Genomic DNA, 13,177 nt, shown 5'->3' with positions numbered 1-13,177 from the left:
CCTCACCGGAAGCACGGGGAGCTCCTGCAGCAGAGTGGCGTTACGCGGCTCCTGCCCCTGACTCGGCCGCCAGATGGCACTTCCTGGATGGCGGACAACGGGTCGATGCTGGACTGGCCGATCTCGCCAGCGGATTGTCGGCAAGGGGGTGCGACCTCCCGCGTTCGTGGCAACATCGGGGACATGGGAAGAGCCTCACGCCGCCGGGCTGAACACCGGGCCGGCCGGCTGTACCGAAGTTCACCACGGTTCTCAGGCCGCTGACGTCCGATGATCTGCCGCAGGTCATGCCCTTGCTCCGTGGGGTAGCTGAGCACAGGGATCCGGAGAAGCTGGAGCTCTACCTGGCGGAAACATCCCCCGCCAACCGGTTCGGTGTCGGTCTGGTCGCCGAGGTCGACGGCAAGGCCGTCGGATTTGTCGCAGGGGCAGGTATCGCCGTCGCCCTGTCTGGACTGGACGTGTCCGAAGAGGACATCACCAGGCGCATCGGGTTGCTGGACATACTGGCCGTGCACCCGGATTACCAGCGGCGTGGGATCGGAGCTCTGCTCTGTACGACCTTGCTGGACCGGTTCAGGGATACGGGGCAGCGATTGGTCGTGGCGAAACTCGCCAACGGCAGGCGTGATCTCATCCCGATCTATGCGGGTTGGGGATGGAGCGTGGGCGGCAACGGCAGCGGCCTGGCGGTCGAGCTGGGCTCCCACCCAATCGTCATCGCTGAGCATCCAGCGGAGCGCATCGCCTGGAAGGCTCTCTCGTCCAGGGTTCGTCCGGGTTCCTCTGGGGTGCAGGGAGAAGTGGCCGTGTCCGGGATGTTCGACTGACGGGTTGGTCAAGCTGATACGTCTTGTCACCACTAATTACCGCTGAGTAGCTTGCAGTTCAAGGGGCGGGGCGAATCCTGCTGGACACTGTCCGGCGTGTCGGCTGGGATGGAGACGTGACTGCTGACACCGCGACCGATCTGTTCGAAGAAAACCGGCCCGTCCTCACGGGGGTCGCCTACCGGATGCTCGGCCGTGTGGCCGATGTCGAGGACGTGGTGCAGGAGGCGTGGCTGCGCTGGTCGTCCGCGGAGCGCGAGGGTGTGCGGGAGCCGAGGGCCTTCCTTGTCCGGATCACCACCCGGCTGGCCATCGACCGCCTGCGCCACCTGCGGTCCAGACGCGAGTCGTACGTGGGGCCGTGGCTGCCCGAACCCGTTGCCACCGGCTTCGGGCCCGCAGTCCCCGACACCGCGGAACAGGTGGTCCTCGCCGATTCCGTCTCGCTGGCCGTGCTGGTCGTCCTCGAGTCACTCTCCCCGCTGGAACGCGCGGTCTTCGTCCTGCGCGAGGCCTTCGGCTTCCCGTACGCGGAGATCGCGGCCACCCTCGAACGGTCCGAAGCGGCGGTACGCCAGCTCGCAGGCCGTGCGAAACGGCATGTGGAGGAACGCAAGCCGCGTTACGACGTCGATCCGGCCGTGCGCCGGGAACTCACCGAGCGCTTCCTCGCCGCCGCGTCGGGCGGAGACCTGGAGCAACTGCTCGCCCTGCTGGCGCCCGACGTGCGGCTGGTCGGCGACGGCGGAGGTAAGTCGAAGGCGCCGCGCCGGATCATCGAGACGGCGGACAAGGTCGGCCGCTTCCTCTTCGCCGTGGGGCAGGGCGGGGTTTCGGGGATGGAGGCCGCGATCGTGGAGCTCAACGGCGGCCCGGCCCTCGTGATGACCGTCGACGGGAAGCCGGACACGGTCTTCCAGGTGGAGGTCAGGGGAGGCGTCATCCAATGCGCCTACATCATTCGCAATCCGGACAAGCTGGCCGGTTTGCTCAGGGGTTAGGACTTCGACAGCTGGTCGATCGTCCTCCCGGGCTGTTGCCCGGCTGCCCCGCGCGGTAGCCGGGCGACGCGTGAGCCGCGACCGCATGAGCCGCGCACCGCATTGCACCAGCCCCACGGGCCTGCCCGGACGTGGGGTTTTCCGCTGCCCGGGCCTCACGGCTCCACGAACGTCCTGTGAACGCTCTGCGGCAGAGACCGTCCCGCTCCGTTACCGGGAGAGTATTGGTCTTGACCAAGGTGGTACGCCGCCCTAAGGTTCTGAACGTTAAGACAGGAACCTTTAATAAATAACGTCGCGGATATGGACGCTGGGCGATTGCGGAGGATCAGGGTGGGGACCACGCAGCTGGAATCGGTACAGGAGCCGAAGTACTGGCACCTCAAGACCGTGCTCAGTGAGGCACTCGACTCGGACTTTGCGGTGGGAGAGATCCTGCCCAACGAGCGTGATCTCGCGGCGCGCTTCGGCGTCGCCCGGGCAACGCTCCGACAGGCTCTGGAGCAGCTGGAACTCGAAGGCAGACTGCAGCGTCGCCGGGGTGTGGGCACCACCGTCGCCCCGCCCCGTGTCGGCGTGGCCGTCGCCGCGGCGCAGCACGACTGGGCTGGCGGAGGCTCGTCGGACGAGGCGTGGCAGCCCGTCGAGTGCACCACCGCGAAGGCTCCTGCCGCCGTGGCCGCCGTACTCGACAACGGCGCCGAGGACGAGGTGCACGTCGTGCGCCGTATCCGTGTGGCCAACGGGCAGTCCGTCGCCGCGGAGCTCCTCTACGTCCCGCAGTCGTCCGTGCCCGAACTCTCCGCGATCGACGCGCCGTCCGGCCCGGCCCGGGCACGGAGCGTCCTGCGCGAGCTGCACCGTCTGGGCCTCGACGGCCAGGACCGCTCGGTCGAGCTGGGATCGGCCCGGGCGGACGACGCCAGGGAGCTCGACCGGCTTCCCGGTGCCCCGGTTCTCGTGGTCACGACGCGCTACTTCGCCGCTTCCGGTACGGCCGCCGTTTCTGTGGCCACCTACCGGGCCGACACCTGCCGGCTCACCTTCGGTGACTCCGGCGCCCTGGAGATCAGCCACGAGGAGCAGGAGCAGCAGGCCTCCTGACTCACCGGCTCCGAGGTTCCTGTCCCCGGCGCCGACGCGCCGCCCTCCGGCGGAGCCCCCCCAGCAACACCCGTGCGGCCCGTCGCAGTCAGCGGCGGGCCGTCACCGTACCCTCCACGGCGAAGAGCTGCTCCTCGACATGGTCCAGGGCCAGCCGCAGGGCGCCGGTGGCGACAGCGGCCTCACCCAGCAGCGAGAGGGTCACCCGGGGCGGCCGCAGACAGTAGCGGGCCAGCTCGTCCCGGAGCGGATCCAGGACACCGTCCAGGCCGGCGGCCCAGCCTCCGATCACCACCAGCTCGGGGTCGAGGGCGAGCACCAGGGCGGCGACATCGTGTACCAGCCTCTGAATGAACCGCTCGACGGCTGCCCGCGCTCCGGCGTCGCCCTGCTTGGCCGCCGCGAACACCGCGGCGACTGCGTGTTCGTCCAGCGGATCCAACGGGGTGTCCGTCGTGGAGAGCAGGTGTTCCGGCGTGACATCCCGGCCCAGCAGGTGCAGCGCACCGATCTCGCCCGCCGCACCACCGAACCCGCGGTGCAGCCGCCCGCCGATCAGCGAACCCGCCCCGGGGCTCAGACCGGCCAGGACGAAGACGATGTCGTCGGACTCCGTGGCCGCACCCTTCCAGTGCTCGGCCACGGCAGCCGCATTCGCGTCGTTCTCCACCAGCACCGGACAGCGGAAGGAACGCCGCAGCTTCTCGCCCAGTGCGAGGCCGGTCCAGTCGGGCAGCGCCGTACCCAGCCGCACGGTGCCGTCGGCCTCCACGATGCCGGGGCTTCCCACACCGACCGCGCGCAGACTGCTCCGGGCGACCCCAGTGCGCCGCAGAACATCGGCGATCACGGCCCTGACCTGGTCGATCCTGTCATCCGCACACGCGGTCTCGGACACCTCGCGTGAACCGGCACCTATGATCCGGCCGTCCAGCCCGGACAGCAGCGCCGAGACGCGATGAGGACCGATCTCGATACCCAGCAGATGACCTGCCTCGGCACGGAACCTGAACCGTCTCGCGGGCCGTCCCTGCTTTCGGGCTCCGCTCTCGTCGGGCATAGCCTCGACGACCAGGCCCGCTGCGAAGAGGCCCTCGACCACGCCCTCGACCGTGGGACGGGACAGGCCCGTGATCCGGGTCAGGTCCGTGAGCGTCGGAGATTCGGCCCCCCGGAGGGCATGCAGAACCACCGCGGAATTGATCCGCCGCAGCAGAGACGGGTCCCCACCGGTCAGCCGGCCCACGGTGTGTCCTCCCAGGTCGTGCGCATGTCTGCCGGATCGTACTCGTTGGCCGAGGTCGCGGCGACAGCCACCCGGAGCCGGTACCGAGAGGTGACCTCGGTCAGCCCGGAGCCACGAAGCCGGACTCGTAGGCCGCGATCACCGCCTGGGTTCGGTCCCTCGCCCCCAACTTCGCCAGCACCGCGCTGACATGCGACTTCACCGTCTCCACCCCGACCACGAGCTTGGCCGCGATCTCCGCGTTGGACAGGCCCCGCGCCATCAGACGGAGCACCGCCGCCTCACGGTCGGTGAGCGCCGCCCGGTCCATGACCGCCCGCGCCTTCGTGGTGCCGTACTCGGCGGCGAGCTGTCTGACCGCTGCGGGGAACAACAGTGACTCCCCCTCGGCCACCAGCCGTACCGCGTGCACGATCTCCGCGGGCCGGGCCCGCTTGAGCAGAAACCCGTCCGCGCCGGCTCGCAGCGCCTCGTAGACGTACTCGTCGTTCTCGAACGTGGTGACCACCAGGATCTTCGGCGGTTCGGGAACGGTACGCAGCACCACCCGCGTCGTCTCGATCCCGTCCATCAAGGGCATCCGCACATCCATCGCCACCACATCGGGGCGCAGTTGACGTACGAGAGGAATCACGGCCGCGCCGTCGGAGGCCTCACCCACCACCTCGATATCGGGCTGGGCCTCAAGGACCGCGCGCAGTCCCGCGCGCACCAGAGGCTCGTCGTCGACCAGAAGTACGGTAACCGGCATCCGGTCAGCGTATGTGCTCCAGCGGGAGGCTCGCGTGCACCATCCACTCTCCGTCGTACGGACCCGTCTTGGCCTTTCCGCCCAGCAGAGCGGCCCGCTCCCGGATGCCCCGCAGCCCGCTGCCGCCGCCCTGCCCACGGGGCGACCCCTCGAGAGGATTGGTCACCTCCAGCTCCAACGAGGCACCCGCGACGCGGATCCTCACCCGCACGGGGACGGCACCGGCGTGACGCAGCACATTGGTGAGTGACTCCTGCAGGATCCGATACCCCTCACGGGACACCGGACCCGGGATCAGATCGAGTGAACCGGACACCTCCGCGTCGATCTTCGCCCCGGAGCCACGAGCCGAGTCCAGCAGCTTGTCGGCCTCCGCCAGTGTCGGACGCCCACTCGCGGGAGTGTCCGATTCGCGCAGCACCCGCAGGACCCGCTCCAGATCGTCCAACGCGTCGCGTCCCGTCTCCTCGATCGCGGCGAGTGCCCGCTGTGTGAACTCCGGGTCACCCGCCGTCCGGGCCGCCCCCGCCTGTACGACCGCGACCGTCAGCGCGTGCCCGATCGAATCATGGAGCTCGCGCGCTATGCGATTGCGTTCGAGGAGCATCTCGGTGCGCTCCTCCAGCGCGGTCATCCGTTCCACGGGTGACGGGCCGAGCAGCCGGCGGGCAGCAGCTGTGACGATGTCACCGCACAGCACGACCACACCGAGCAGCAGGAGAATCGGCAGGGGGGCGAGCAGGGCGCACCACCAGCCTGGCTCGACACCTCGGGCCAGCCAGTCCTCGCTCGGAGCCGTTCCGAACGAACCTCGCACGAGATCGACCGTCGTCGCCGGCAGCCAGACCGTCGCGAAGGTCGCCACCGTCGCGAGAACCAGCCGTACCTCCAGCCAGGCAACAGTGCGCCAGCGGGCGGTCCATGTCGTGGCCGGATCGGCGGAGATCGCGGCGTCGGGGCGGCCCCGCTGGTCGGGCGTGAGCAGCAGCTGCGCCTGGATTCCTTCGCCGAGGCGCATCGCCGGAAGCAGCCCGACAGGTATCGCGAACAGGAACGGCATCCAGGGCCTGCTCGGCGAGATGAACAGCCACACGCTGGCCACCGCGGCCGGAATGAGCAGGTGCAGCCAGCGACTGTACGTGGCCGGTCTGGCCAGCCTTGCGAGGTAGCGGCGCATGCTGCCATCGTGCCAGCGCCGGCCGGGGGACGGCTCCCCCGGGAGAGGGAGACGATCCACCCGGGCGGGGGAGGCCACGGACCTGGCCCCGCGGCCAGGCTGAGGTCATGACCAGCATCGACGTGCACGAGCTCACCAAGGACTACGGACCCACCCGTGCGGTGGACCACCTCACGTTCAGCGTGCGACCCGGCCGGGTGACGGGATTCCTCGGGCCCAACGGCGCGGGCAAGTCCACCACCATGCGCCTGGTCCTCGGCCTGGACCGGGCGACCGGCGGCACCGCGACGATCGGCGGGCAGACCTACACATCACTGGTAAATCCGCTGCGCCGGGTGGGCGCCCTGCTCGACGCCCAGGCGGCACACGGTTCGAGGACCGCCCGTAATCATCTGCTGGCACTCGCCACCAGCAACGGCATAGAGGGCAGCAGAGTCGAGGAGGTGCTGGTGGAGGCCGGCCTCGGCTCGGTCTCAGGGCGGCGGATCAAGACGTTCTCGCTCGGAATGCGGCAGCGCCTCGGTATCGCCGCGGCCCTTCTCGGGGACCCCGAGGTGGTGATGCTGGACGAGCCGTCGAACGGGCTGGATCCGGAAGGCATCGTCTGGATCCGAGAGCTGATGCGGAGACTGGCCGGTGAGGGCCGCACGGTCCTGGTCTCCAGCCATCTGATGAACGAGACCTCGTCGTTCGCCGATCATCTGGTCGTTCTCGGCAAGGGCAGGCTCCTTGTCGACATGCCGATGCGGGAGTTCCTCGCGTCCCGCAGCCGGCCCGGTGTCCGGCTGCGCACGACGGAATCGGCGCGGCTGCGCGATGCATTGATCCACAAGGGATACGAGCCCGTACAGGACGACGACGGGCGGTGGGCGGTGGACGGAGCCACGGCGGAGGAGATCGGCGCCCTGGCCGCCTTCGAAGGCATCCCCCTTCTCGAACTCATCGACGAGCAGGCCACGCTGGAAGAGGCCTACCTCGATCTCACGGCGACCGAAACGGAATTCGCCGCCACCACATCTCCCACCGCCGGCCAGGAGGTCTGACCATCATGACCATGTCGACGACCGCGGTACTGCACTCCGAGTGGATCAAGATGAAATCAGTGCGGTCCGTCTTCGGTTCGCTCATAGCGGTCTTCGCCGCCACCCTCCTTGTCACGGTGCTCGTGTTCGCCACAGTCGGGCAGGCCGAGGCGGACAATCCGGGTAACGACGTAGTCTTCTCCGCTTTCTACGCCCTGAACTTCGGCCAGATCGCAGCCATCAGCTTCGGTGCGACCGCTCTTTCGTCCGAGTTCCTGAACGGAGCCCTGCGGATATCGCTCACGGCCGTCCCGAGCCGCGGCCTCTTCTACGCCGCGAAGATTGCGGTGGTCGGTGGGCTCGCCCTCGTCGTGGGACTGATCACCAGCTTCGCCACATTCCTGGTGGGCCAGCTGTTCATGGGTGAGTACGCGATCGGTCTCGGCGAGCCCGGCGCTCTGCGGGCGGCGTTCGGTGGCGGTGTCTACCTGGCTCTCATCGCCCTGTTCTCGGCGGGACTGACGGCGGTGCTTCGCAGTGCGGTTGCCGTGCTCAGCCTACTCATCCCCTTCATCCTGATCGTTTCCTTCGTGGTCGGAGACATAGCCGGCGGAGTTGCCCAGTACCTGCCGGACCGGGCCGGGCAGTTGGTGCTCTACCAGAATCCGGAAGGAAGCCTGGGCCCGTGGACCGGTCTGGCCGTCACGGCCGGATGGGCCGCCCTGACACTGTTCGCCGGCTGGTGGACGGTGCGGACCAGGGACGCCTGAGCAGCGGCACGGATATCACCTCACCCCTTCGGGCACCCGACATGAGACGGGTCTGGGATGCCGCGGGTGCGGGTGAGCGGCCGGGGAGAAGCCGGGTGCCAGTGCGGATGGTCCACGGACGGCATGACCACCGCACACACCTCCGCCTCATCGAGGCAACGCGCACCAGGGATTTCCTTCCGGAACGCACCATGCACCGTGCAGGGCTCGGGCATCAGCAGACCGGTGGACGGTTGGCGGCGATCCAGTCGTCGGGGCGCCACAGTGGACCAGGTCTTCATCAGAGTCGCCGGTGTCCTTCCGCCGGCTGGCTCGTTCGCTTTCAGCAGCAGCGTTTGTCCGGCACTTTGGGCAACATCTGGAGGTCGATGGGCGCGCGAATGTTCACGAGAAATGGTTCTGGCTCAACTTCTGTGATGTGAGCGGTCACGCCGGTCTCTGGACGGAGCCGTGTCCCGCGGCTCGCAGGTCAGGCCGGTGGAGCAGGCTCATGGAGGAGGCACTCGCTCTCCGAACCACAGAAGTTGAGCCAGAACCCGAGAAATGACGTCAGTGCATGGGATGGCATGCCACCCGGTGCCTGTTCTTGAATCATGCATGACACCTTCGGAGTAATTCGTGCGGCGATGAACGATGACTCGCGTAGGGTGCCCCAGTTATCAAGGCGGAAGGCGGGTTGCGGGCATGGCACCTAAGGAAGTGACGCGGCATCAGTTGGCGGGTGCGGTGCGGGCCGCACTGGGCGGCGGGCGACGGTTGGAGGCGGTCGAGCGACTCGCGGGCGGCACCACGAAGGGCGTCTATCGGCTGACGATGGACGACGCCCTGACGGCGATCGCCTATCTGTGGGAGGACTCCGAGAACTACTGGCCGGCCACCGAGCACGACGGCGACCTCGCCGACCCGTTCTCGCCCGCCATCGGGCTCGACCTGTTCGAGGCCGCGCACGCACGGCTGGAGGCGCTGGGCCTTCGGGTCCTTGAGATCCACCTGGCCGATCGTGACCGCACCCACTACCCGGCCGACCTCGCGATCGTCGAGGACGTGCCCGGCGAGAAACTGATGGACCTGCGCAACCGTGACCCGCGTGCCGCGGAGCCGACCATGACGCGCCTTGCTGAGAGCCTGGCGATGATGCGCGGGCACCGGGCACCGTCCTTCGGCAAGGTCGCTCTGATCGACGGGGGCGGCACATCACGGTCGGCCTCGTGCGAGCAGGCAGCGCTCGCCTTCGCGCTGCGCTGCCTCGCCGAGGCGACCGCGCGCGACCCCAGGATCGCCGACGCCCGCGATCAGCTGGAGGGGCGGCTGCGTCAGCTGACCGCGGCGATTCGGCCACGCGCCGAGTACTCCGTCGTCCACGGCGAGCTGGGCCTGGACCACGTCATGGTCGACCGGGACGGCCATCCCGTCGTGATCGACATCGAGAACCTGCTGTACTTCGACGTCGAGTGGGAGCACGTGTTCCTACGCCTCCGCCATACCAACAGCCAGTATCAGCAGTTGGCGGTGGACGGCCTCGACGAGGACCGCCTCGCGCTCTACAAACTCACCCAGCATCTGTCGCTGACAGCCGGCCCGCTGCGCCTGCTCGACGGGGACTTCCCCGACCGGGAATTCATGCGAGGGGTTGCCGAGCATCACCTGAACGAAGCGCTGGCACTGGTCCCGGTGAGTTAAGGACGCGCCCCGCGTGTTTGTGCCAGGGCTGGGCGATCTCCGAGACCGTCGGCCACAAGAAGCCAGACGGCCCCTCGGGATGACGTCAGCGCATGGGACGGCCCGCCGCCCGCGAGGACGGCGGGCCGTCGAGACTGAAGCCGCAGAAGTCAGCTATCCGCGGCGGGCTCTTCTGCCCCCGGGCTCGGGTGCTGGCGAGGCGGTAGGAGTCGGTGTCAGTCCCGCTGATGGTGCCGTTGAAGGTGGGGCTGCCCCGGCACGCACCTCAGCGCTGCCAAGACTTGGGTTCTGGCTCACTTCTGTGGTGCGGAGAGCGAGTGTCTCTTCCAGGAGCCTGCTCCACTGGCCTGACCTGGGAAACGCCGGACACGGCTTCGTCCAGCGACCGGCGTGACCGCTCACATCAAAGAAGTTGAGCCAGAACCAAGACTTGTGGACATCACCAGACCGTGGATCCGGTGCCTCCCAGCCCATGAACAACTGACGGCACCAATCGTGAATAGAGCCAGCCGACACCGAGCTGGCGCGCCACCTGTGAGGTGGCACCAGCGCAGCGGCATCGGCGCAGTGCCACCGGTGCAGCGGCATCGGGGTGGCGGAGCCGGCGCAGGAGGCTGCCCGGCGATGGCGTCGGGGCCTTGACCGGGCCGGGCAGCGCGGCGTCGTGAGCTCCGGAGGAGCCGGGCAGGGGCAGTCGGCCGTTCTCATGCGCCGTCTGCCTCCGTGTTCGCCTGCTTGAGCACGTCGTATCCGATGAATCCGAAGAGCTGCACACCCGACGCCAACCGCTGCGGCTCGCCGGTGAAGCGGTGCGCGCCCACGCCGAAGCCGGCTTCCCGTTCCGACAGCCACTGCAGATCGAACCCTCGGGTCGCGAACCGCTCACAGATCAGCGGCACCCGGTCCGGTTCGGCACGGTGGCGGGTCCAGATGACCGTGCCACCCGTCCTGCACAACTGGGAGCATGCGTCGATGGTGCGGTCGATGTCCGCGTCCGCGATGTTGCCGAAGACGCCGCAGACCAGTACGAGGTCCGCCGGCACCATGCCGCGGTACTGATCGGTGAGGGAGGCGTCCGCCGTCACCACTTCCACCTGATCCAGGTCGGCGGCTCGTACCAGGTCCCCGGCGAACGCGGTGTTCCGCGGGTCCAACTCGACCAGACGGGCACGGACATCGTCGCGACGAGGATGGTCGGCCAGCACCCCGAGCAGGTCACGCCCCTGGCCGGCGCACAGGCTGATCACCTGCAGAGGACCGGACGGGCTGCGGTCCAGGGCAGCCCGGATCTGTGATTGAACGGCTTGCAGCCGCCGTTCCAGCCAGGAGCCGCCAAGATCGTATCGGTCGTGCCAGGTCCGCCAGTCCATGGCGGGAACCCTAGGACGACAACCGCTCACCGGGCGACCCAATTCGAATCATCTGCGCGGACCGGATCCACCCCGGATCACCAAGGGCACGGTCTCAGGCGCAGCGCAGGCCCGGAGGATCGGAACACCGAAAGCAGCCCGCCCGCGACCACGTCGGGGACGACACGGACGCGGGCGGGCTGGAGTCCTCAAGTGCTCCGGCGGGGGAGCGGGCTGTCAGAGAATGGAGCCGGGGGCGTAAGCGGCGGCTTCCGGGTGCTGCTTGGCGATCTCCTCGATCCGGGACACCAGTGCGGTGACCTGGTCGCCCGCAGCGCCGGTGAACGACAGCTTGTCCGCCATCAGGGCGTCGAGCTGCGCACGGTCGAGCGGGATGCGCTCGTCGGCGGCCAGCTTGTCCAGGAGCTCGTTGCGCTCCGCGCCCTGCTCCCGCATGGCCAGCGCCGAGGCGACCGCGTTCTCCTTGATGGCCTCGTGCGCGACCTCCCGCCCGACCCCGGCCCGGACAGCGCCCATCAGCACCTTGGTCGTGGCCAGGAACGGCAGGTAGCGGTCCAGCTCGCGCGCGACGACGGCCGGGAACGCGCCGAACTCGTCGAGCACGGTGAGGAAGGTCTCCAGCAGACCGTCGAACGCGAAGAAGGCGTCCGGCAGCGCGACCCGGCGGACCACGGAGCAGGACACGTCGCCCTCGTTCCACTGGTCGCCCGCCAGCTCGCCCGTCATCGACGCGTAGCCCCGGAGGATCACCATCAGGCCGTTGACGCGCTCGCAGGAGCGGGTGTTCATCTTGTGCGGCATCGCCGACGAGCCGACCTGGCCAGGCTTGAAGCCCTCGGTCACCAGCTCGTGCCCGGCCATCAGCCGGATGGTCTTGGCGACGGACGAAGGCGCCGCCGCCAGCTGCACCAGCGCGGTCACCACGTCGTAGTCGAGAGAGCGGGGGTAGACCTGGCCCACGGAGGTGAAGGCGTGCGCGAAGCCGAGGTGCCCGGCGATGCGCTGTTCCAGGTCGGCGAGCTTGCCGGCGTCACCGCCGAGCAGGTCCAGCATGTCCTGGGCGGTGCCGACGGGCCCCTTGATCCCGCGCAGCGGGTAGCGGTCCAGCAGGTCATCCAGCCGCCCGTAGGCGACCAGCAGCTCGTCGGCGGCCGTGGCGAACCGCTTGCCCAGCGTCGTCGCCTGCGCGGCGACGTTGTGCGAGCGGCCCGCGATGACCAGCTCGCGGTACTCGGCGGCCAGTTTGCCTAGCCGGGCCAGCACCGCCACCGTACGGTCGCGCATCAGCTCCAGCGAGAGCCGGATCTGCAGCTGCTCGACGTTCTCGGTGAGGTCCCGGGAGGTCATGCCCTTGTGGACCTGTTCATGGCCGGCGAGGGCGTTGAACTCCTCGATCCGGGCCTTCACGTCGTGCCGGGTGACCTTCTCGCGCTCGGCGATGGAGGCCAGGTCGACCTGGTCGATCACGCGCTCGTAGTCGGCCAGGGCCGCGTCGGGTACCTCGATCCCGAGGTCCTTCTGAGCGCGCAGCACCGCCAGCCACAGCTGACGTTCCAGCTTCACCTTCTGCTCGGGGGACCAGAGGACGGCCAGCTCCGTAGAGGCATAGCGGCCGGCCAGGACATTGGGGATGCGAGGCTTCGCAGACACAGCAGTCACGTGTCCGGAGTTTACCGGGCGTCCATACAGGCTCCGAACCGTCTACCTGCTGTAGGAAGCTCCAGGTCAGAGGCTATTCATCACTCTCGCCGCATCCGGTTGGTGAGACAGATGTGAGTAGCTGAGCCGGCTGGCGCCGTCACACCACCCCTCGCGGGGTGTCTTGATCCAGCCGCTGTGCGGCAGATTCAAGTGCGATCGCGGAAGTGCCGGTACCCCGGACCCCAAACGGACGCACCCCGGACACCAGACGGACGTGACCGTGGCCGATGCGGGGTGGCGGGTGCCGTCGGAGAAGGGCATGCTCCTGGGCGTCGACACCGGACAGGACCGTTCAGGCCGCAGGGAACTCCCCCTGGCCGCCACACTCCCGCCGTACACCGGCGGCCGGCTCGAAGGCCCAGGAGCCGGTGTGACACACCTGCTGCGCCTCCTCCGCGGCACACAGCCGCTCTCTCCCACGAACCACTGGACACCTTCCGCGACGAAGTTCTCGCCGCCTTCGGCGCCGCGAGCACCGACGACACAGCCCTCCGCGCCGCGCGGAAACACTCGCCGGGTCTGCCC

11 protein-coding genes are annotated in these 13,177 nt (G+C 68.8%); 6 read left to right on the top strand and 5 right to left on the bottom strand.

The window, feature by feature from the left end; all coding sequences use genetic code 11:
• Positions 1–287 precede the first annotated feature (287 nt).
• The 3 genes from OG524_RS04710 to OG524_RS04700 all read left to right on the top strand — a co-directional run bounded on the left by OG524_RS04710 (position 288) and on the right by OG524_RS04700 (position 2,935).
• Positions 288–830, top strand: a complete 543-nt coding sequence (locus OG524_RS04710; protein WP_405809191.1) for a GNAT family N-acetyltransferase — start codon at positions 288–290, stop codon at positions 828–830.
• A 116-nt stretch (positions 831–946) separates the two neighbouring features.
• Complete coding sequence (locus OG524_RS04705) at positions 947–1,831, top strand: RNA polymerase sigma-70 factor (protein WP_405392201.1); 885 nt, start codon at positions 947–949, stop codon at positions 1,829–1,831.
• A gap of 333 nt (positions 1,832–2,164) precedes the next feature.
• Positions 2,165–2,935, top strand: coding sequence for a GntR family transcriptional regulator (locus tag OG524_RS04700; protein ID WP_405392202.1), 771 nt, complete (start codon positions 2,165–2,167; stop codon positions 2,933–2,935).
• Positions 2,936–3,023: 88 nt separating this feature from the next.
• On the opposite strand, the gene OG524_RS04695 is transcribed toward OG524_RS04700, so the two are convergent.
• From OG524_RS04695 to OG524_RS04685, 3 genes are all read right to left on the bottom strand, one after another.
• A complete protein-coding gene (locus OG524_RS04695) occupies positions 3,024–4,181 on the bottom strand; it encodes an ROK family protein (protein ID WP_405392203.1) in 1,158 nt (385 codons plus the stop codon).
• 100 nt (positions 4,182–4,281) lie between these two features.
• Entirely contained in the window at positions 4,282–4,932 is a 651-nt protein-coding gene (locus tag OG524_RS04690) for a response regulator (protein WP_405392204.1), read from the bottom strand.
• A 4-nt stretch (positions 4,933–4,936) separates the two neighbouring features.
• The gene (locus OG524_RS04685; RefSeq protein WP_405809190.1) at positions 4,937–6,109 is read right to left on the bottom strand and encodes a sensor histidine kinase; all 1,173 of its coding nucleotides are present in this window, start codon (positions 6,107–6,109) and stop codon (positions 4,937–4,939) included.
• Between the two features lie 107 nt (positions 6,110–6,216).
• On the opposite strand from OG524_RS04685, the gene OG524_RS04680 reads away from it, so the two are divergent.
• The 3 genes from OG524_RS04680 (at position 6,217) to OG524_RS04670 (ending at position 9,581) form a co-directional block, all read left to right on the top strand.
• Positions 6,217–7,152, top strand: coding sequence for an ATP-binding cassette domain-containing protein (locus OG524_RS04680; RefSeq protein WP_405392206.1), 936 nt, complete (start codon positions 6,217–6,219; stop codon positions 7,150–7,152).
• 5 nt (positions 7,153–7,157) lie between these two features.
• Positions 7,158–7,901, top strand: a complete 744-nt coding sequence (locus tag OG524_RS04675) for an ABC transporter permease (protein WP_405392207.1) — start codon at positions 7,158–7,160, stop codon at positions 7,899–7,901.
• A gap of 684 nt (positions 7,902–8,585) precedes the next feature.
• A complete protein-coding gene (locus OG524_RS04670) occupies positions 8,586–9,581 on the top strand; it encodes a phosphotransferase family protein (RefSeq protein WP_405809187.1) in 996 nt (331 codons plus the stop codon).
• Positions 9,582–10,285: 704 nt separating this feature from the next.
• Here the strand turns inward: OG524_RS04670 and OG524_RS04665 are convergent.
• Positions 10,286–10,951, bottom strand: coding sequence for a class I SAM-dependent methyltransferase (locus OG524_RS04665; RefSeq protein WP_405809185.1), 666 nt, complete (start codon positions 10,949–10,951; stop codon positions 10,286–10,288).
• A 216-nt stretch (positions 10,952–11,167) separates the two neighbouring features.
• Positions 11,168–12,610, bottom strand: a complete 1,443-nt coding sequence (gene purB / locus OG524_RS04660; protein ID WP_405392210.1) for an adenylosuccinate lyase — start codon at positions 12,608–12,610, stop codon at positions 11,168–11,170.
• Positions 12,611–13,177 lie beyond the last annotated feature (567 nt).

The organism is Streptomyces sp. NBC_01520 (genome assembly GCF_045040375.1).
In the GTDB taxonomy this organism is placed as follows: domain Bacteria; phylum Actinomycetota; class Actinomycetes; order Streptomycetales; family Streptomycetaceae; genus Streptomyces.
The sequence above is the reverse complement of the archived record's forward strand: the minus strand, read 5'-3'. Positions and strand labels throughout refer to the sequence as shown.